General features: G+C 69.6%; 22 protein-coding genes. 14 read left to right on the top strand and 8 right to left on the bottom strand.

The window, feature by feature from the left end:
- Positions 1-5 precede the first annotated feature (5 nt).
- Together AB0L64_RS20315 and AB0L64_RS20320 are read right to left on the bottom strand one after the other, a co-directional pair.
- Positions 6-878, bottom strand: a complete 873-nt coding sequence (locus AB0L64_RS20315; RefSeq protein ID WP_363712117.1) for an aminoglycoside phosphotransferase family protein — start codon at positions 876-878, stop codon at positions 6-8.
- 55 nt (positions 879-933) lie between these two features.
- Entirely contained in the window at positions 934-1,392 is a 459-nt protein-coding gene (locus tag AB0L64_RS20320) for a MarR family transcriptional regulator (RefSeq protein WP_363712376.1), read from the bottom strand.
- A gap of 149 nt (positions 1,393-1,541) precedes the next feature.
- On the opposite strand from AB0L64_RS20320, the gene AB0L64_RS20325 reads away from it, so the two are divergent.
- Positions 1,542-2,111 (top strand): YceI family protein, encoded by a 570-nt coding sequence (locus AB0L64_RS20325; protein ID WP_359939332.1) that lies wholly within the window; start codon positions 1,542-1,544, stop codon positions 2,109-2,111.
- Between the two features lie 47 nt (positions 2,112-2,158).
- On the opposite strand, the gene AB0L64_RS20330 is transcribed toward AB0L64_RS20325, so the two are convergent.
- Positions 2,159-2,758 (bottom strand): TetR/AcrR family transcriptional regulator, encoded by a 600-nt coding sequence (locus tag AB0L64_RS20330; protein ID WP_363712120.1) that lies wholly within the window; start codon positions 2,756-2,758, stop codon positions 2,159-2,161.
- 74 nt (positions 2,759-2,832) lie between these two features.
- On the opposite strand from AB0L64_RS20330, the gene AB0L64_RS20335 reads away from it, so the two are divergent.
- From AB0L64_RS20335 to AB0L64_RS20345, 3 genes are read left to right on the top strand one after another with little or no spacing between them, the layout of a single operon-like run.
- Positions 2,833-3,978 (top strand): acyl-CoA dehydrogenase family protein, encoded by a 1,146-nt coding sequence (locus AB0L64_RS20335; RefSeq protein ID WP_359938161.1) that lies wholly within the window; start codon positions 2,833-2,835, stop codon positions 3,976-3,978.
- 12 nt (positions 3,979-3,990) lie between these two features.
- The gene (locus AB0L64_RS20340) at positions 3,991-5,211 is read left to right on the top strand and encodes an acetyl-CoA C-acetyltransferase (protein ID WP_363712122.1); all 1,221 of its coding nucleotides are present in this window, start codon (positions 3,991-3,993) and stop codon (positions 5,209-5,211) included.
- A complete protein-coding gene (locus AB0L64_RS20345) occupies positions 5,211-5,963 on the top strand; it encodes an SDR family oxidoreductase (protein WP_359938155.1) in 753 nt (250 codons plus the stop codon). Before AB0L64_RS20340 ends, AB0L64_RS20345 begins: the two co-directional genes overlap by 1 nt.
- Here AB0L64_RS20345 and AB0L64_RS20350 read toward each other — a convergent pair.
- On the bottom strand, positions 5,960-6,526 hold the full coding sequence (locus AB0L64_RS20350) for a TIGR03086 family metal-binding protein (RefSeq protein WP_363712124.1): 567 nt from the start codon (positions 6,524-6,526) through the stop codon (positions 5,960-5,962). The genes AB0L64_RS20345 and AB0L64_RS20350 overlap by 4 nt on opposite strands.
- A 54-nt stretch (positions 6,527-6,580) precedes the next feature.
- Here AB0L64_RS20350 and AB0L64_RS20355 point away from each other — a divergent pair, with 54 nt between their 5' ends.
- Complete coding sequence (locus AB0L64_RS20355; protein ID WP_363712126.1) at positions 6,581-7,552, top strand: WYL domain-containing protein; 972 nt, start codon at positions 6,581-6,583, stop codon at positions 7,550-7,552.
- Here the strand turns inward: AB0L64_RS20355 and AB0L64_RS20360 are convergent.
- Positions 7,543-8,073, bottom strand: a complete 531-nt coding sequence (locus AB0L64_RS20360; RefSeq protein WP_363712128.1) for a hypothetical protein — start codon at positions 8,071-8,073, stop codon at positions 7,543-7,545. The genes AB0L64_RS20355 and AB0L64_RS20360 overlap by 10 nt on opposite strands.
- A 203-nt stretch (positions 8,074-8,276) precedes the next feature.
- Between AB0L64_RS20360 and AB0L64_RS20365 the strand changes: the two genes are divergently transcribed.
- Both AB0L64_RS20365 and AB0L64_RS20370 read left to right on the top strand, forming a co-directional pair.
- Positions 8,277-9,182, top strand: coding sequence for a GNAT family N-acetyltransferase (locus tag AB0L64_RS20365; protein WP_363712130.1), 906 nt, complete (start codon positions 8,277-8,279; stop codon positions 9,180-9,182).
- A 95-nt stretch (positions 9,183-9,277) separates the two neighbouring features.
- Complete coding sequence (locus AB0L64_RS20370; protein WP_363712131.1) at positions 9,278-10,165, top strand: GNAT family N-acetyltransferase; 888 nt, start codon at positions 9,278-9,280, stop codon at positions 10,163-10,165.
- On the opposite strand, the gene AB0L64_RS20375 is transcribed toward AB0L64_RS20370, so the two are convergent.
- Together AB0L64_RS20375 and AB0L64_RS20380 are read right to left on the bottom strand one after the other, a co-directional pair.
- On the bottom strand, positions 10,162-10,617 hold the full coding sequence (locus tag AB0L64_RS20375; protein WP_363712133.1) for a MaoC family dehydratase: 456 nt from the start codon (positions 10,615-10,617) through the stop codon (positions 10,162-10,164). The two genes, AB0L64_RS20370 and AB0L64_RS20375, sit on opposite strands and share 4 nt — an antisense overlap.
- A 12-nt stretch (positions 10,618-10,629) precedes the next feature.
- Positions 10,630-11,385 carry an SDR family oxidoreductase gene (locus AB0L64_RS20380; protein WP_363712135.1) on the bottom strand — a complete coding sequence of 252 codons (756 nt, stop codon included), beginning with the start codon at positions 11,383-11,385 and terminating at the stop codon, positions 10,630-10,632.
- Positions 11,386-11,475: 90 nt separating this feature from the next.
- Between AB0L64_RS20380 and AB0L64_RS20385 the strand changes: the two genes are divergently transcribed.
- The 4 genes from AB0L64_RS20385 (at position 11,476) to AB0L64_RS20400 (ending at position 13,382) form a co-directional block, all read left to right on the top strand.
- Entirely contained in the window at positions 11,476-11,901 is a 426-nt protein-coding gene (locus tag AB0L64_RS20385) for a thioesterase family protein (protein WP_363712137.1), read from the top strand.
- Positions 11,901-12,317 (top strand): acyl-CoA thioesterase, encoded by a 417-nt coding sequence (locus AB0L64_RS20390; protein WP_363712139.1) that lies wholly within the window; start codon positions 11,901-11,903, stop codon positions 12,315-12,317. Before AB0L64_RS20385 ends, AB0L64_RS20390 begins: the two co-directional genes overlap by 1 nt.
- Positions 12,318-12,495: 178 nt before the next feature.
- On the top strand, positions 12,496-12,915 hold the full coding sequence (locus AB0L64_RS20395; RefSeq protein WP_359938123.1) for a globin: 420 nt from the start codon (positions 12,496-12,498) through the stop codon (positions 12,913-12,915).
- Positions 12,916-12,953: 38 nt separating this feature from the next.
- Entirely contained in the window at positions 12,954-13,382 is a 429-nt protein-coding gene (locus AB0L64_RS20400; protein WP_363712142.1) for an OsmC family protein, read from the top strand.
- A gap of 76 nt (positions 13,383-13,458) precedes the next feature.
- On the opposite strand, the gene AB0L64_RS20405 is transcribed toward AB0L64_RS20400, so the two are convergent.
- The gene (locus AB0L64_RS20405; protein ID WP_363712144.1) at positions 13,459-14,187 is read right to left on the bottom strand and encodes a mechanosensitive ion channel domain-containing protein; all 729 of its coding nucleotides are present in this window, start codon (positions 14,185-14,187) and stop codon (positions 13,459-13,461) included.
- Between the two features lie 104 nt (positions 14,188-14,291).
- On the opposite strand from AB0L64_RS20405, the gene AB0L64_RS20410 reads away from it, so the two are divergent.
- From AB0L64_RS20410 to AB0L64_RS20420, 3 genes are all read left to right on the top strand, one after another.
- Positions 14,292-15,296: a hypothetical protein gene (locus AB0L64_RS20410; protein ID WP_363712146.1), complete on the top strand. Its 1,005-nt coding sequence runs from the start codon at positions 14,292-14,294 to the stop codon at positions 15,294-15,296.
- Between the two features lie 60 nt (positions 15,297-15,356).
- Positions 15,357-17,474 carry a 4-alpha-glucanotransferase gene (gene malQ / locus AB0L64_RS20415; protein WP_363712148.1) on the top strand — a complete coding sequence of 706 codons (2,118 nt, stop codon included), beginning with the start codon at positions 15,357-15,359 and terminating at the stop codon, positions 17,472-17,474.
- A gap of 130 nt (positions 17,475-17,604) precedes the next feature.
- Positions 17,605-18,204, top strand: a complete 600-nt coding sequence (locus tag AB0L64_RS20420; RefSeq protein WP_363712150.1) for a lytic polysaccharide monooxygenase — start codon at positions 17,605-17,607, stop codon at positions 18,202-18,204.
- The last annotated feature ends 37 nt before the right edge of the window (positions 18,205-18,241 follow it).

Here is an 18,241-nt window from a genome sequence, read left to right on the forward strand (position 1 = left end):
CCCGGCTAAACGGTCTGCGCCAGATAGTCGGTCAAAACGTTGCCAACGACGCGCAGGTCCTCGGTGATGAGCGCCTTCCAGAGCGCCCAGCCGCGGGCCCGGGCCCAGGTGCCGGCGTCCTGGTCGACAGCCTCCCGGAAGGCGGCGCGGGAGGCGCCGGAGAAGAAGGTGTAGGCGATCACCAGGTCGCACGCAGGGTCGCCGACTCCCGACGTACCGAAGTCGATGACCGCGGAGAGCCGGCCGTCGCGGACCAGCAGGTTGCCGTTGGCGATGTCGCCGTGGAACCACACCGGCGGCCGGTCCCAGGAAGTCGCCAGCGCCGCGTCCCACACTTCACGCGCGAGATCGGTGTCGATCCGGCCCTTCAATGCGGCGAGGGCCTCGATCGTCTCGTCGTGGTAGTACGCCGGGGGGCCGCCGCGATGGAAGCTGTGCGCACCGGCGAGCGGCCCGCCGGTGGGGTCGACGTCCTGCAAGGCGCGGATGAACTCCGCGATCGACCGAGCGAAACCGGGCAGGTCCGTCACGGTGTCCGCTGACGCGGTCCGGCCGTCGATCCAGCGCCGGATCGCCCACGGGTGCGGGTAGCCCTCGCCGGGCGCGCCCTTCGCGACGGCCTCGGGGATCTCGACCGGGAGCTGTGGACCGAGAACCGGCAGCCACGTGTGCTCCTTGTCCACGGCCGCCACGTAGCTAGCGTGCGTCGGCAGCCGGGCGGTCAGCCCGGCGCCGAGCCGGTACGTCCGGTTGTCCCAGCCGTCGACTTCGACCGGCGTCACCGGGAGACCGGCCCACTGCGGGAACTGCTGTGCGATCAATCGCCGTACCAGCGCTGCGTCGATACCGGCCCGGCCGTCCTGGGGGAGTTCCGTCACGCGAAGAAGGTTCCCCGACGCGGACGGCCGGTCTCAAACGCTTTAGCCGACGGCTTCAGCGTTGGCCGATGTGCTCGGAGACGGCGTCGAAGACCCGGCCGACCGCGGCGAAGTCCTCGGGGCTGGCGAGGTTGACCAGGTTCTCCCGGACGCCCTCCACGTGGAACGGCGCGGCCTGCTCGAGCAGGGCGAAGCCGGCGTCGGTCAGCTCGGCCCAGACGCCGCGCTTGTCGCTCGTGCACGACGTGCGGCGGACCAGCTCGGCGGCCTCCAGGCGGCCGACGGTGTGCGTCAGGCGGGACCGGCTCTGGTGCAGCCGGTCGGCGAGGTCGGCCATCCGGAGCCGCCGGTCGGGCGCCTCGGAGAGCCGCACCAGGATCTCGTAGTCGTTGATTCCGAGGCCGAACTGGCGCAGATCCTCGTCGAGTTTGGCCATCAGGCGTGCGGTGCCCAGCAGGTACGCACGCCACGCCACCTGCTGCTCGGCGTCGAGCCACCGAGTCCCCCGGTCCATCTCAGTCTCCATCGTCACGGGAACAGTGTAGCGGGAATGTAGTTGACTTTTAAACCGTTACTGCCTACTGTCGTAGTCATCGGTTGAAGTTTTAACTACCACGGCTGCGTCGCCCCCGACCAGTACGAACCACCTTCCGAGAGGACCCCATGAGCGACACCACCACCGGCACCGCGACCAGCAGCATTCCCGGCCTGGTCGCCGGCACGTACGCCCTCGACACCGCGCACAGCGAGGTCGGCTTCACCGTCCGGCACCTGATGACCAAGGTCCGCGGCACCTTCCAGGAGTTCAGCGGCGAGATCGTCGTCAAGGACTCCATCGAGGAGTCCACGACCAACGTCGCGATCGAGCTGGCGTCGGTGCACACCCGCAGCGAGCAGCGCGACGGGCACCTGCGCTCCGGCGACTTCTTCGACGCCGAGAACAGCCCCAAGATGACCTTCGTCAGCACCGCCATCAAGCCCGAGGGCGACGACTACGTCCTGGCCGGCGAGCTGACCATCAAGGACGTCACCAAGCCGATCGAGCTGGCCGTCGAGTTCCTCGGCGTCGACCAGAACGCCTACGGCCAGACCATCATCGGTTTCGAGGCCTCCGCGTCGATCAGCCGCAAGGAGTGGGGCATCGACTTCAACGTGCCGCTCGAGGGCGGCAAGCTGCTGATCGGTGACAAGGTGGACATCCACCTCGACGTCCAGGCCGCGCTGCAGGCCTGACCCCGGCAAAACCGAAAGACCCCGCGCCGCTCGGCGCGGGGTCTTTGCTATGCCTGGACCATGCGATGGGCGAGGTCCGCGTAGAGCTTGCCGAGCGCGGCCGGGTCGCCGCGGTGCGGGGTGTACCACCGGGCGACGTCGATGGACAGCGAGAGCACGGCGAGGGTGGTGCCGGGCAGGTCGGGCACCGTGAACTCGCCCGCGGCGACGCCGTCGGCGAGAACCTGCTCGATCTGGGCGGAGATCGCCCGGCGGATCGTCGCGACCTCGGCCAGGTGCTCGGGTGACAGGGCGGCCAGCTCGTACTGGACCACGCGCGCGATCGTGTGATGCTCCGCGTGCCAGGCGGTGAAGGCCGCGACCAGCGAGCGGAGCCGGTCCGCGGGCGCGGAGCCGGTGTCGGCGGAGCGCAGTACGTCGAGGGCCGCGTTGTGACCGTAGCGGCTGATCTCGAAGAGCAGGCGCTCCTTCGACGGGTAGTGCACGTACAGCGCGGCGGGGCTCATCCCGGCGCGCGAGGCGATGTCGCGGGTGGTGGTGGCCTGGTAGCCGCGCTCGGCGAAGGCGTCGACGGCGCCGGTCAGCAGCCGGCGCGCCGCGGCCGGCTGGACGTGCTCCCACACCAGGGGATCGGTGACTGCGGACACGTTGACACCTTGCACCGAACGCGTGAAGCTAAGCAAGCGCTTAGCCATTTGTCTCAAATCCTCGGGGAGGCCCCATGGAGCGCGTCATCTTCGGCGAGGACCACCACGCGTTCCGCGCCAGCGCCAAGGAGTACTGCGACCGCTCGCTGGTGCCGCGGATGGAGCAGTTCCTCGAAGAGAAGACGATCGACCGTGCCGCCTGGCTGGAGGCCGGGAAGCAGGGCTTCCTCGGGCTCGACGTGCCGGAGGAGTACGGCGGCTCGAGCGTCGGCGACTACCGGTTCAACGCCGTGTTCGCCGAGGAGGTGTCGAAGGTCTCCGCGTCGCTGTCGAGCTGCTTCGGCATCCACTACGACTGCGCCGCGCCGTACTTCGTGGACCTCGGCACCGAGGAGCAGAAGCAGCGCTGGCTGCCGAAGTTCTGTGCCGGTGAGTACGTCGCCGCGATCGGGATGACCGAGCCGTCCGGCGGTTCGGACCTGGCCGCGCTGAAGACGACCGCGAAGAAGGCCGACGGCGGCTGGGTGCTGAACGGCTCGAAGACCTTCATCACGAACGGCGACATGGCCGACCTGGTGATCGTCGCGGCCCGCACGACGCCGGAGAAGGGCGCGAAGGGCATCACGCTGTTTGTGGTCGAGGAGGGTATGGAGGGCTTCGCCCGCGGCCGCAAGCTCGACAAGGTCGGCCAGACCGAGTCCGGTACGTCGGAGCTGTTCTTCGAGGACCTGTTCGTCGGTGACGGCAACGTGCTCGGCGAGCTGGACCGCGGGTTCATCCACATGATGGAGCGGCTGGCGCAGGAGCGGATCGGCGCCGCGGTGTCGAACATCGCGCACGCCACCCAGATCCTCGCCGAGACGATCGACTACGTGAAGCAGCGCAAGGCGTTCGGCCAGCCGGTCGGCTCGTTCCAGTACAACAAGTTCCTGATCGCCGAGCTGGTCACCAAGGCCGAGGTCACCCAGTCGTACGTCGACAACGCGATCGTCGCGCACGACGAGGACCGGCTGTCCGCGGTGGACGCGGCGAAGACGAAGTGGTGGAGCGCCCACGTGCAGAACGAGATCCTGGACGCCTGCGTCCAGCTGCACGGCGGCTACGGCTACATGAACGAGTACCGGGTCGCGCGCGCCTGGCGCGACGCCCGCGTCACCAAGATCTGGGCCGGAAGCAACGAAATCATGAAAGAGCTGATCGGCCGCGACCTCGGCCTGTAGAAGGGAATTGCTGTGCCTGAAGCAGTCATCGTGTCCACGGCCCGGTCGCCGATCGGCCGTGCGTACAAGGGATCGCTGACCACGATCCGGCCGGACGACCTCGCCGTACAGATGATCCAGGCCGCGGTCGGCAAGGCCGGGCTGACCGGTGACCAGATCGAGGACCTCGCGCTCGGGTGCGCGGAGCCGCACGACGAGCACGGCGGCAACATGGCGCGCCGGGTCGCGGTGCAGCTCGGCTGGGACAACACGCCGGCGACCACGGTCAACCGGTTCTGCGCGTCGTCGACGCAGACCGCGCGGATGGCCTACCACGCGATCAAGGCCGGCGAGGGCGACATCTTCGTCAGCGCCGGCGTCGAGTGCGTCTCGCGGTACAAGAACTTCGGCTCCGCCGGTGTCGGCGACCCGAGCTCGTTCAACCCGCTCTTCACCGACGCGGTCGCGCGGACCGAGAAGTACGCCGAGACCAACGACACCTGGCACGACCCGCGCGCGGACGGGCAGATCCCGGACATCTACATCTCGATGGGCCAGACCGCCGAGAACGTGGCGACGCTGCGTGGCATCAGCCGCGAGGACCAGGACGTCTTCGGCGTCCGCTCGCAGAACCTGGCCGAGAAGGCGATCAACAACGGGTTCTTCGAGCGCGAGATCACGCCGGTGACGCTGCCGGACGGGACCGTGGTGAGCAAGGACGACGGCCCGCGGGCCGGGACGACGCTGGAGAAGGTGAGCCAGCTGCAGCCGGTGTTCCGCCCCGACGGCACCGTGACGGCCGGGAACTGCTGCCCGCTGAACGACGGCGCCGCGGCGGTCGTGATCATGAGCGACACCAAGGCACGCGAACTCGGCCTGACGCCGCTGGCGCGGATCGTGTCGACCGGTGTCAGCGGTCTGTCGCCGGAGATCATGGGCCTCGGGCCGGTCGAGGCCTCGAAGCAGGCGCTGGCCCGGGCCGGGATGAGCATCAACGACATCGACCTGGTCGAGATCAACGAGGCGTTCGCGGTCCAGGTGATCGGCTCCGCGCGCGAGCTCGGGATCGACGAGGACAAGCTGAACGTGCACGGCGGCGCGATCGCGCTCGGCCACCCGTTCGGCTCGACCGGCGCGCGGATCATGACCACGCTGGTCAACGGTCTGCAGTTCGAGGACAAGCAGTTCGGCCTGGAGACCATGTGCGTCGGCGGCGGGCAGGGTATGGCGATCGTGCTCGAGCGCCTCAGCTGATGAGCCTCGACGGCCGGACGGCGATCGTCACCGGAGCCTCACGCGGTATCGGGCTGGCGATCGCGCAGCGCCTGGTGGCCGACGGCGCGCGGGTCGTCATCACCGGACGCACCCAGGAGACCCTCGACCAGGCGGTCGAGGCCCTGGGCGGCCGGGAGCACGCCCTCGCGGTGGCCGGCAAGGCGGCCGACCCGGAGCATCGGTCGCAGGTGGTGGCCGCCGCGGTGGCGACGTACGGCTCGGTGGACCTGCTGGTGAACAACGCCGGCATCAACCCGATCTACGGAAAGCTGCTGGACGTCGACCAGGCGGTCGCGGCCAAGATGGTGGACACCAACGTGCTGGCCGCGATCGCCTGGGTGCGGGCCTGCCGGGACGCGTGGATGCGCGCGCACGGCGGGGCCGTGGTCAACCTGTCCTCGGTGGCCGGTCAGGGGCCGTCACCCGGCATCGGCTGGTACGGCGCGACCAAGGCGATGGTGTCCCGGGTCACGCAGGAGCTGGCCGTCGAGCTGGCTCCGGAGATCAGGGTCAACGCCGTGGCCCCGGCGGTGGTGAAGACCAAGTTCGCCGGAGCGCTCTACGAGGGCCGTGAGGACAAGGTGGCGTCGACGTACCCGCTGGGACGGCTGGGCCGGCCGGAGGACGTCGCCTCGCTGGTGTGGTTCCTGCTGTCCGACGAGGCGTCGTGGATCACCGGCCAGACCATCACCATCGACGGCGGGCTGATGCTGAACGGCGGGATCGCCTAGGGCCGGCGGCCCTGCCAGCCCGCCAGCTGGTCGTACGGCGGCGCGTCGGCGGCCACCGGTACCACCGGGCCGAACGGGATGTGCCCGCCGCGCTGCTCGGCCGGGACGTATTGCCGAACCATCGGAAGCACCTGTGCCGCCAGCTCCTCGTCGAGCTGGTCACGGCGGCCCGTCGCCGTGGCCAGGTCCCAGGCGTGGGTGGCGAGCTCACCCGTGTACGCGCCGATGGCTGCTGCGCCGGGGAAAGTGCCCCAGGGCAGCTTGCAGGTCCGCCCGAGGATCGAGTCGTCGGCCAGGGTGGCGTCGAGCGCGATGCGGCGTTCCTTCCAGGCGGCCGGGACGTCGTCGACTCCGGTGGTGACGACGGGGATGGTCAGCGGGTCGCCGCCGTTCAGCGCCAGGTCGATTCGTGCCGCGACCGTGAGCAGGTGGCCGAGGAGAGTGCGGACGTCGTACTCGTCGCAGGGGGTCTGGAGGTCAAGGTCGTCGGGACTGGTGGTGTCGACGAGCTGCTGGGTCTGGTCGAGGGCACGGACGAACAGTGCGCGTGGGTCGTTGGTCATGAAGACAGCTTCGAGGGGTATATACGACATCTTCTGTCCCATATTGTTGGAAACATGCGCGCGGACCGGTTGTTGCAGATCATCCTGTTGCTGCAGCGGCACGAGAGGCTGAGCGCACGGGAGCTGGCCGAGCGGCTCGAGGTGTCGACGCGGACTGTCATGCGGGACATGGAGGCGTTGTCGGCGGCCGGCGTACCGGTGTACTCCGAGCGTGGGCGCAACGGGGGCTGCGTGCTGCTGCCCGGGTACCGCGCCGACGTGAGTGAGCTGACACCGCGCGAGGCGCAGGCGCTGTTCGCCTGGTCCGGGCGAGCGGCGTTGTCGGAAGAGCTCGGGTTGCGGGACGCGCTGCACTCGGCGATGGGGAAGCTGTCCGCGACGTTGCCGGCCGAGCTGCAGGGCGATGCGGACGCCTTGTCGGGCGCGATCGTGGTGGACCGGCGGCGGTGGTTCGCCGACACCGAGGACACCGGCGCGTTGCCGGTACTGCGGCAGGCCGTCGTCACGCGCCGGCGGGTGCGGCTGCGCTACGCGTCGGCGAGTGAGGGCGTTCAGCAACGAACCGTCGATCCGTGGGGGCTCGTGGAGCAGGCCGGCAGGTGGTACCTGGTGGCTGCGCATCGTGGCGCCGCGCGGATGTACCGGGTGTCCCGCGTCGAGCAGGCCGACGTACTCGAGGAGGCGGCGGAGCGGCCGGAAGGGCTGGACGTCCGCGCCGAGTGGGAGCGGTTGCGCTCAGGGCTCGAGCGGCAACTGCCGGTCGGGGCGGACGTGCTGGTTCGGGTGCGGCCGGACCGGGTCGAGATGGTCCGGCGGATCGCCACGCCGATGCTGGCCACGGGGGAGGCGGCGCGCGACGTACCGGCCGACGACGAATGGCCGCACCTGCGGATGCACTTCCGGGTGCGCGAGGCCGCGTGCGGCGTACTGCTGGGGTTCGCCGGCGATGTCGAGGTGCTGGAGCCGGCCGGCATCAGGGCGCGGATGCTCGAGCTGGCGAAGGCGGCGGTGGCGACCTACGGCTGACGGGTGGCCACGAACGTCTGCCGCAGGATCACGTTGCCGTCGGCAGCGATGTCCTCGTTGCGCCAGTGGAAACCCGTCGTGGTGATGCCGGTGAACTGCCAGCGGGTACTCGCGTTCTGCGCCTCGAGCGTGATGGTGTCCGCGGTCGCGTGGGCGATGAACGGCATCACGAACGCGGCCTTCGGACCCAGCCAGGTCGAGCGGAACGCCTCCAGTCCGGGATCGTAGATCCGGATCGACAGTCCCCACTCCCCGTCACCGTCGGTCGCCCGCGCTGCTCGGCTCGGAGTGATCCAGATGTCGGCGACCGCGCGGCCGTCGAGCGCCCAGGCGAAGTGCCATTCCCCCGTGGTCTGCCGGATCACGGCGCCGCTGTCGTCGTACCAGGCGACGTCGAGGTCCCAGCTCCCGATCAGCGGCGCGAACGGGCGGAACGGCTCGGCGAACTCGGGGCGCGGGGCGTCGGAGACCATCAGGCCGGCCAGCGTCCGGGCGGCCGCCGCACCGTCGGGGATCTGCATGAGCTCAAGCCTAGGCCCGGACGCCCCGCCGCCGGTGACCCCGTCGCGTGGAACCACGATGGCACTTCCGGCGGTCGGGGCGATCAGTCCGACAGCACCGCGCCACTCTAGTACGAGTCCGGCGCACATCCGAATCACGGGACGCGCGCGATCACATCACTTAATCCGTGGCGGCTCTCCAGCCTGCTGGCTAGGGTCCGGGCATGACGACTCGGGCGGTGGTACGGCTGGCAGTGGCAGACGATGCCGAGGCGGTGGCAACGGTCCGGGCGATCGTCGCGCCGTACAAGGTGATGTCGGCCGCGGCGACGCGGCACCTGATCACCGTGCAGTCGCCGAAGGAACGGTTCCTGCCGTTGGTCGCCGACCGCGAGGGTGAGATCGTCGCGTGGGCCTCGGCCGGGATCAACGTGTGGACCAGTCAGCCGGGGCAGGCCCATCTCAGCATCTACGTGCATCCGGACCACCGCAAGCAGGGCATCGGCAGCGAGCTCGCCGAACGCCTGCACCAGCACCTCACCGAGGTCGGCGCGGTCCGGGTCCGGTCGTTCGTGCAGCCCGACGGGCTCGAGTTCGCGCGCAACCTCGGGTACGACGGGACGCGGCAGATGCACTTCGCCGGCCTCGACCTGACGGCGCATCTGCCCGAGCAGCCGGAGACGCCGGCGGGGATCGAGCTGGTGGCGCTGGACAGCGTGGATCCGCGGACGGCGTACACGGCCGACACGATCGCGTCGCTGGACGAGCCGAGCGACTCGCCGCTGGACTCGGTCGACTACGACCAGTGGCTGGAGGAGGTCTGGAACAGCCCCTCCGTGGACAGGTCGCTCAGCGTCGGCGCGATGGCCGGCGAGGAGATGGCGGCCTTCACCGTCGTCGAGACGGCCGGGGACCGGATGTGGTCGGGGATGACCGGCACGGTTCCGGCCTACCGCGGGACCGGCCTGGCGAAGCTGGTGAAGTCGGTCGCGCTCCGGCGTGCGGCGGCCGCCGGGATCACCTCGGCGTACACGTCCAACGACGACGAGAACGGCCCGATGCTTGCCGTCAACAACTGGCTCGGGTACCGCCGGGTGCAGACCGAGCTGGGGCTGCTGAAAACCCTCTGAGACCGAGCTGTAATGGGTTCACTTCCGGTATGCACCTGAAATGGCGCTAGATTCCGGGGAACTTCGGTGTCGTTGGAGTGCCCAAGGAGTTTCAGATGGAGATCAGGGCGGCTGAGCCACGCGATGTGGACGCGGCGGTCGCGCTGCACGACGCACTGGTGCCGTACCTGGCGACCACCCGGGGCGCGCTCGCCCGCCGGACCGGCACGGGGAACGCACCCGGTCGGGGAACGTTCGCGGCCGTCGGCGACGATGCCACGCTCGCGGGCTGGGCGACGGACGGCCTGATCGCCGGTTCCGACCCGCTGGACGGGGAGTTGCGGGTGCTGGTCCGGCCGGAGTACCGGCGGCGGGGGATCGGGACGCGGCTGCTGGAGGCAACGCATGCCAACCTGAGGGCGGCCGGCGCGACGTCGGCGCGGGTGTTCGCGGACCCGGGATCGGTCGCCTGGGCGGCCCGGTTCGGGTACCGGCAGACGCGCCAGGTGCACTACGCGGGCATCGATCCGCGGAAGGCGCCGGAGCTGCCCGAGATCCCGAGCGGCGTGGAGTTGCTGTCGGCCGGCGCCGTCGATCCGCGGCTGCTGTACGAGGCCGACATGGTTGCCCAGCGCACCAAGCCGGGCGACGCCAAGATCTCCACCCGGCCGTACGACGACTGGCTGGCGGGCGTCTGGCGCAACCCGGACACGGTGCTCGATCTGAGCGTCGCCGCCGTGTACGAGGGCCGCGTGGTCGCGTTCACGCTGGGGCTCGGCGACCACACGATGATCTGGTCGAAGATGACATCGACGCTGCCCGAGTACCGCGGCCGCGGCCTGGCCAAGCTGGTCAAAGCCGCGGCCCTGCACCGCGCCGCCGAGGCCGGAGTGCACGGCGCCTACACCGCCAACTACGACGGCAACGCCCCCATGATCGCCGTCAACGAATGGCTCGGCTACCACCGCATCGCGACCCACGCGGTGCTGATCTGCCCGCTTTAAGGAACGAGCAGGACGACCGTTTCGGCGACGCAGGCCGGCTTGGTGGAGTTTTCCAGCTCGATCACCCAGTTGAGGGAGACCTGGACGCCGGCGGGGGTCTGTACGGCGTTCGCGATCGAGGCGCCGGCGCGGACCCGGGTGCCGACCGGGACCGGGGCCGGGAAGCGGACCTTGTTGACGCCGTAGTTGAGTTTCGCGATCACGCCGTCGACCTTGAACAGTTCCTCGCCGAAGCGGGCGATCAGGCTCAGCGTCAGGTAACCGTGCGCGATCGTCCCGCCGTACGGGCCCTTGGCGGCGCGGTCGACGTCGACGTGGATCCACTGGTGGTCGCCGGTCGCGTCGGCGAACTGGTTCACCTGCTCCTGGGTGATCTCCAGCCACGCGCTCTCACCGAGCGTTGTGCCGACCGCGTGCACCACCTCGTCGACGCCGTTGAACGTCTGCGGCATGTCGCCTGCCTCCTAGTTCCGCGGTCCGCCGGCGACGTACAGGACCTGGCCGGACACGAAGCCGGCCTCCTCGCTGCAGAAGAACGACGCCGCGGCGGCGATGTCCTCCGGCTTGCCGGTGCGTTGCACCGGGATGCTCGCGGCGGTCGCCTTCTTGAACTCCTCGAAGTCGACGCCGACGCGAGCCGCGGTCGCGGCCGTCATGTCGGTCTCGATGAACCCCGGCGCGATAGCGTTCGCCGTGACACCGAACTTGCCCAGCTCGATCGCGAGCGTCTTCGCCAGGCCCTGCAGACCGGCCTTCGCGGACGCGTAGTTCGCCTGGCCGCGGTTGCCGAGGGCCGAGGTCGAGGACAGGAACACCATCCGGCCGTACTTGGCCTCGACCATGTGCGCCTGGCAGGCCTTCGACATCAGGAAGCTGCCCTTGAGGTGCACCGACATGACCGTGTCCCAGTCGTCCTCGGACATCTTGAACAGCAGGTTGTCCCGCAGGACGCCGGCGTTGTTGACCAGGATCGTCGGCGCGCCGAGCTCCGCGGCCACCCGCTCGACGGCAGCCGTGACCTGGTCGGCCTTGCTGACGTCGGCGCCGACGCCGATCGCCCTGCCGCCGGCCTCGGTGATGGCCTTCACGGTCGCCTCGCAGGCGCCCTCGTCGAGGTCGACGACCGCGACGGCGTGACCGTCCGCGGCGAGCCGCTGCGCGACGGCCGCGCCGATTCCCCGGGCCGCCCCGGTCACGATCGCCACCCGCTGCTCGCTCATCCACCACTCCAATCGGTCCACTGGTCTGCCGGAGATGACATTACCCACGGTCAGTCACCCGGGAAGTACCCCGGATGACATGATCGTGGTGTGGATCATCACAACCGCCACGTCTACGACTGCCCGTTGCGCTGGGGAGACATGGACGCGCTCGGCCATGTGAACAACGGCCGGTACGTGGACTACCTCCAGGACGCCCGCGTCGACTTCCTGTTCCGGACCGCCAAGGAGCTCGGCGCCGACAACCTCGAGACCGGCCTGCTGGTGGCCCGGCACGAGGTGCAGTACCGCGCGCCGTTGCACTTCCGGCCCGAGCCGGTGCGGATCGAGCTCTGGATCAGCGAGATCCGGGCCGCGTCGTTCACGGTCGACTACGAGATCCTCGACGCCGAGCCGGAACGCCGGACGTACGTCGAGGCGCGGACCAAGCTGGTCCCGTTCGATTTCACCGCGAACCGCCTGCGCCGGATCACCCCGGTCGAGCGGACCGCGCTGGAGAAGCTGGTGGGCGCCTGATGTACACACACCCGGTCCTGGTCCGGTGGTCCGACATCGACTCGTACGACCACGTGAACAACGTGCGGTACTTCGACTACCTGCAGGAGGCGCGGATCGCGTTCCTCGGGCAGGTGATGGAGACGACGGGCGACTTCTTCGCGCAGTACCCGTGCGTGCTGGTCAGCCAGACGGTGGACTACCTGCGCCCGATCCTGCTCCGGCACCCGCCGTACGACGTGGACGTGTGGATCGCCTCCGTCGGTACGTCGTCGTACACGCTCGGCTCCCGCATCGTGGACCGCAGCGCCGGCGCGGAGGACGTGTACGCCAAGGCGGAGTCGGTGATCGTCGCCGTGGACGGCGCCACCCACGCCAAACGGCCCCTCGGCGACACCGAAAAGGCAGCCCTCCTCCGACACCTTGTGACCAGTTGAGAGGAGGGCATGTCGCCCGATCCCACGCCTACGGCGCGGCGCTCGGCGGGCACCTCGCCGCACTGGAGGAAAGGGCACGATGGAACCACATCGAGCCCTTCCCTCCAGCACGCCGAGGCGCTCCGCCGAGCACCTGCTCGCTACGGCGTGGGATCGGGCGACATACCCTAGGTCCGAGATGACTGAGCAGCAGAGCTTCTACGACGCCGTCGGTGGGGCGGAGACCTTCCACCGGTTGGTGGCAGCGTTCTACCGCGGGGTTGCCGCCGATCCGGAACTGCGGGCGATGTACCCGGAGGAGGACCTCGGTCCGGCCGAGGTGCGCTTCCGGATGTTCCTCGAGCAGTACTGGGGCGGCCCGAAGACGTACTCCGAGCAGCGCGGGCACCCCCGGCTGCGGATGCGGCACGCCCCGTTCGCCGTCACCCCGGGCGCGCGGGACCGGTGGCTCGGCCACATGCGGGCCGCGCTCGACGAGATCGCCCTGTCCCCGGAGCGGGACGAGGAGATCTGGCGCTACATGGTGATGGCCGCGCACAGCATGGTGAACACCGACGAACCGCAGTACCCGGGCGCGATCGACGTGTCCGGCCGCTGAACCACTGTCTGAATCTTCCAGAAGGAGACAACACGAGCATGGCTACCACTCGTACGGCGAAGGCCCACTGGGAAGGCTCGCTGATGGAGGGCGCCGGCCAGGTCGCCTTGGAGTCGTCCGGTGTCGGCACCTATGACGTCACCTGGGCCTCCCGCGCGAACGACGCCAACGGCAAGACCAGCCCGGAGGAGCTGATCGCGGCCGCGCACTCCACCTGCTTCTCGATGGCGCTGTCGCACGCGCTGGCGCAGGCCGGCAACCCGCCGGCGTCGCTCGACACCCAGGCCGACGTGACCTTCCAGCCGGGTGAGGGCATCACCGGGATCAAGCTGGCCGTGAACGGCAACGTGCCCGGGCTGACCGCCGACGAGTTCGCGGAGTTCGCCGAGGGTGCGAAGAAGAACTGCCCGGTCTCGCAGGCGCTGTCCGCCGTCCCGATCACCCTGGACGTCACTTTCACCGCCTGAATCACCGCCTGAATCACCGGCGCTGAATCCACCGCTCTGACGCCTCCCGTGCCTCGGCACGGGAGGCGTCCGCGTCTCAGCTCCGGGCCTCGTCCTGCTTCTCGGTGGCTGCGCTGTCGTCGGCCCTGGCCTCTTCTTCCTTCTCGGTGCCGGAGCCGACGCCGGAGGTCAGGGTGCTGTTCGGGTCGCGGGTGGTCAAGTTGCCGACCCGGAGGACCTCGCCGTTGCGGACGTACCAAGTGGTGCCGTCCTCGCCGCGCAGCGTGGTGATCCGCAGGCCGACCGCGACCACGACGCCGGTCGCCTTCTCCATGTCGATCAGGTCGCCGACGCCGTACTGGTCCTCGAAGATCATGAACACGCCGGCCAGGAAGTCCTTCACCAGCGTCTGCGCGCCGAAGCCGAGCGCCACGCCGATGATGCTCGCGGACGCGATCACCGGGAGGATGTTGAAGCCGAGCTCGGCGAGCACCATCACCACCAGGACCGCGCTCAGCACGATGGTGATCGCGCTGCACAGCAGCGAGGCGATCGTCTCGGCGCGCTGGGTCCGGCGCTCGCTGGCGAGCGTGCTCTCCACGAAACCCTGGCCGAGTTTCGACTTGGACAGGACGCCGGCCACCGCACCGTTGCCGGTCCGCCGGGCGAACCGGCGGATGATCTTGTGCAGCAGCCAGCGCAGCACGAAGAAGCCGATGATCAGGCCGGCGATCCGGGCCGGCACGACCACGACCTGATCGGTCACCTCCAGCTTGCCGTCGTTGCCCATCCGGAAGAACGTCGGGAACGTGTCCGGCAGACTCAACAACGGGGAAAACGGGGGGTGACTGACTAGGGACGCAAGGTAGCTGGTCAGAATAGGCATCTCGCCGCCTGATGTTAGTAGGGCTGACAAGGAGACGGAAAAGCATGTCGAGCCGGCTGGACGACGAGCTCTCCAGGCTCGTGAGCGCTGGTGTGCTGCGCCAGTACCAGGCCGACTCGATCCGGGACGCCGCCGACGCCGAGATCGACGCGGCGCTCGCCGACCCCGGCCGGCCCCGTCCGCACCAGGAGCCCGCCGAGCCGGAGCCGGCCAAGAGCAAGCGGTCGCCTGCCCCCGCCCGTACGAGCGCGCTGGTGGAGGTGCTCGGGTACGTCGGCGGCGCGTTGCTGCTCGGCGCCGTCGCGCTCCTGACCTTGGCGAACTGGGGTGAGATGGGTCGCGCCGCCCGGATCACGACCGGTACGGCGGCCGCGGTCGTGTTGCTCGGCGCCGCGGTCGTGCTGGCGCTGCTGCGGCGGCGGGAACAGCTGAGCTCGGCACTCGCGGCCCTGGGGTGCTGCGTGGCCGGGTTCGCGACCTACGTGGCGATCGAGGGGGAGACCGGCCGGGTGGCCGGGGTGGCGATCGCGCTCGCTTTGGCGGCCGGCGGGGTGTGGTGGCTGACGCAGCCTTCGTTGCTGGTGGCAACGTTCGGGATCCTGGCCGTGGGTGTGTTGGTGATCACGGCAGATGTCCTCACTCCGGACACCGGGTCGGCGCCGAACAGTGCGGGGATCGCCGGGACCGGGTTCATCATCGTCGCGTTCGTGTTCGCGATGCTCGGCCTGGTGCGTGATCAGGTGACGTCGTGGTCACTGGCCGGAGCGGCGATGTTCAGTTCGTCGATCTGCTGGCTGGTCCAGGAGCGCGGCGAGATCATGGCGCTGGCCGTCGGTACGGCGGGCCCCGCGGCGCTGCTGGTCGCGTACGGGCGGACCCGGCGCTCGGCGTACGCCGTCGTCGGCTGCGCGATCCTCCTGGTCATCTGGCCGACCGCCCTGTATCAACTGACCGACAACCTGGCCGGCGTCGCCATCGGCCTCGTCGTCGCCAGCGCGGTCCTCCTGCTGGCCGTCCTCATGCTCAGCCGACGCCGCTCGAACGCGTAGGAGGGTCTTCAACGCGCGCCGTTTGGCCGTGGGTGCCGTTGATACGGCAGACTCGCTGGGGTGACTGCTCCCACTCCGGCCCTTGTCGAGCTAGCGGTTGCCCATGGCGTGGCGACGGAGTACTGGAACTGGCAGGGCGAGCATGTGATCGTCTCCAGTGAGGTCGTGGCCGACGTACTCGCGGCCCTCGGTGTGGACGCCTCGACGCCGGAGAAGGCGGCCCTGGCGCTGGCCGAGCACCAGCAGGCGCGCTGGCGCCGGACGCTGCCGGCAACCGTCGTGATGCGGGAGGGCTGGACCCCGTGGTTCGCCGTACACCTCCCGCACGGCTCCGCGGCGGAGGTGTGGATCGACCTCGAGGACGGCGGCCACCGGCGGGACATCCCGCAGCAGGAGCACTGGGTCGAGCCGGAGTGGATCGACGGTGTCCAGGTCGGTGAGGCGACGTTCCAGTTGCCGGGCGACCTGCCGCTCGGGTACCACCGGCTGTGCGCGCGGATCGGCACCAACCCGGAGATCTCGGTCAGCACCCTGATCGTCACGCCGGCGAAGCTGGAGCCGGAGAAGCTGCAGCGGACGTGGGGCTGGGTGCTGCAGCTGTACTCCGTGCGCTCCCGCCGCTCCTGGGGCATCGGTGACCTGCACGACCTGGGAGACCTTGCCGCGTGGTCGGCGCACGACCTGGGAGCGGGCTTCGTCCTGGTGAACCCGCTGCACGCCGCGGAGCTGGCCGGCCGTATGGAGCCCTCGCCGTACCTGCCGGCGTCCCGGCGCTTCGCGAACCCGATCTACCTGCGCATCGAGGACATCGACGAGTACGGCGACCTCGCCCCGGCGGAGCGCGACCGGGTGCGGGCGCTGGCGCTGCAGGTACGCGCACTGAGCGAGGACTCGACGGCGCTCGACCGCGACACGGTCTGGGCGGCCAAGCGGGAGGCGCTGCAGGTGCTGTTCGGCGTGCAGCCGTCCGTGGGGCGGATCGCGGAGTACGGCGCGTTCTGCGACCGGGAGAGCCAGGGGCTGATCGACTTCGCCACCTGGGCCGCGATCGCCGACGTGCACGGGCCGGAGTGGAGCAAGTGGCCCGAGGAACTGCAGGAGCCGACCTCGCCGGAAGTTGTTGCCTTCCGCAATGAGAATCCGGACGCGGTGGAGTTCCACTGCTGGCTGCAGTGGCAGCTCGACGAGCAGCTGGCGCGGACCCAGGCCCGCGCGAAGGCAGCCGGCATGTCGCTGGGCGTGGTTCACGACCTGGCCGTCGGTGTGCACCCGGACGGCGCCGACGCCTGGGCGCTGCAGAACGTACTTGCGCGCAACATCCACGTGGGTGCGCCGCCGGACGCGTTCAACCAGCAGGGGCAGGACTGGTCGCAGCCGCCGTGGCGGCCCAACGCGCTCGCCGAGACCGGGTACGCCGCGTGGCGGGACCTGGTGCGTGCGGTGATGCGGCACGGCGGCGGGCTGCGGATCGACCACATCCTCGGCATGTTCCGCCTGTGGTGGGTGACGTCGCCGGAGCGGCCGACCGAGGGCACGTACGTGCGGTACGACCACGAGGCACTGGTCGGCATCCTGGTGCTGGAAGCGCAACGCTCCGGGGTGACCGTGATCGGTGAAGACCTAGGGACCGTCGAGCCATGGGTGCGCGACTACCTGACCGAGCGGGGCATCCTCGGTACGTCGGTGCTGTGGTTCGAGCGGGATGCCAACGGCAAGCCGTTGTCGCCGGAGCGGTGGCGGGAGCTGTGCCTTGCCACGGTCACCACCCACGACCTGCCGCCGACGGCCGGTTACCTCGCCGGTGATCATGTCGAGCTGCGGAACCGGCTGGGGCTGCTGACCCGGCCTGTGGAAGAGGAGCTGGCGGTCGACGAAGCCGATCGCGACGCCTGGCTCGACGCGCTGCGTGAGCGCCACCTGCTCAGCAACACCGACGGCGATGTCGAGCGCATCGTCGAGGCCATGCACCGGTACGTCGCGCACACGCCGGCGAAGCTCGTCGGTGTCGCGCTGACGGATGCCGTCGGCGAACGCCGTACGCAGAACCAGCCCGGCACCACCGACGAGTACCCGAACTGGCGCGTCCCGCTCGGCGGACCGCGCGGCGAGCCCGTCCTGATCGAGGACCTGCCCAACAACCAGCGCCTCCGACGACTGATCGGCGCGCTGAACATCTAGCTCTTCGTATCTTTCTGTACCCGCCTGCTCACGAACCGTTGACAATAGATTTGAACGGTTGTTTTCTATTGAGCAGGAGAGGCGCCTTCCTTCGCTGTCCACCGCCCCAACAGTTGAAGGAGTTTGTTGCATGCTGCCCAAACGAAGGCTCAGCCTGGCCGGAATTGCCGTCGGCGCTCTCGCGCTGACGGTCAGTACGTCGGTCCCGCTCGCTTACGGACATGGTTGGACGAACTCGCCGATCAGTCGCGCCAAGCTGTGTCAGAAAGGCGCGGTACAGAACTGCGGCGCGATCCAGTGGGAGCCGCAGAGTGTCGAAGGGCCGAAGGGCTTCCCGGCCGCGGGACCGGCTGACGGTGTGCTGTGCTCGGCCGGGCTCGCTCAGTTCCACGAACTCGACGACCAGCGCGGGGGAGCCTGGCCGGCTACCCAGTTGCAAGGTGGGCAGGGGTTCACGTTCACCTGGCACCTGACCGCCCCGCACTCGACCGCCGACTTCTCGTACTACATGACGAAGCAGGGCTGGAACCCGTCCCAGCCCCTGACCCGGTCCGCGCTCGAGCTGACGCCGTTCCTGACGATCAAGATGAACGGCAGCCGGCCGCCGAACGACGTGTCGCACCCCGGCACGATCCCGACCGGTCGGTCCGGGCGGCACATGATCCTCGCGGTCTGGACGATCGCCGACACCGGGAACGCCTTCTATCAGTGCTCGGACGTTAATTTCTGATTCAACCTGACGTTTCGCCAATAACTTTCCTGGGAAT

This window comes from Kribbella sp. NPDC051936, assembly GCF_040680955.1.
In the GTDB taxonomy this organism is placed as follows: domain Bacteria; phylum Actinomycetota; class Actinomycetes; order Propionibacteriales; family Kribbellaceae; genus Kribbella.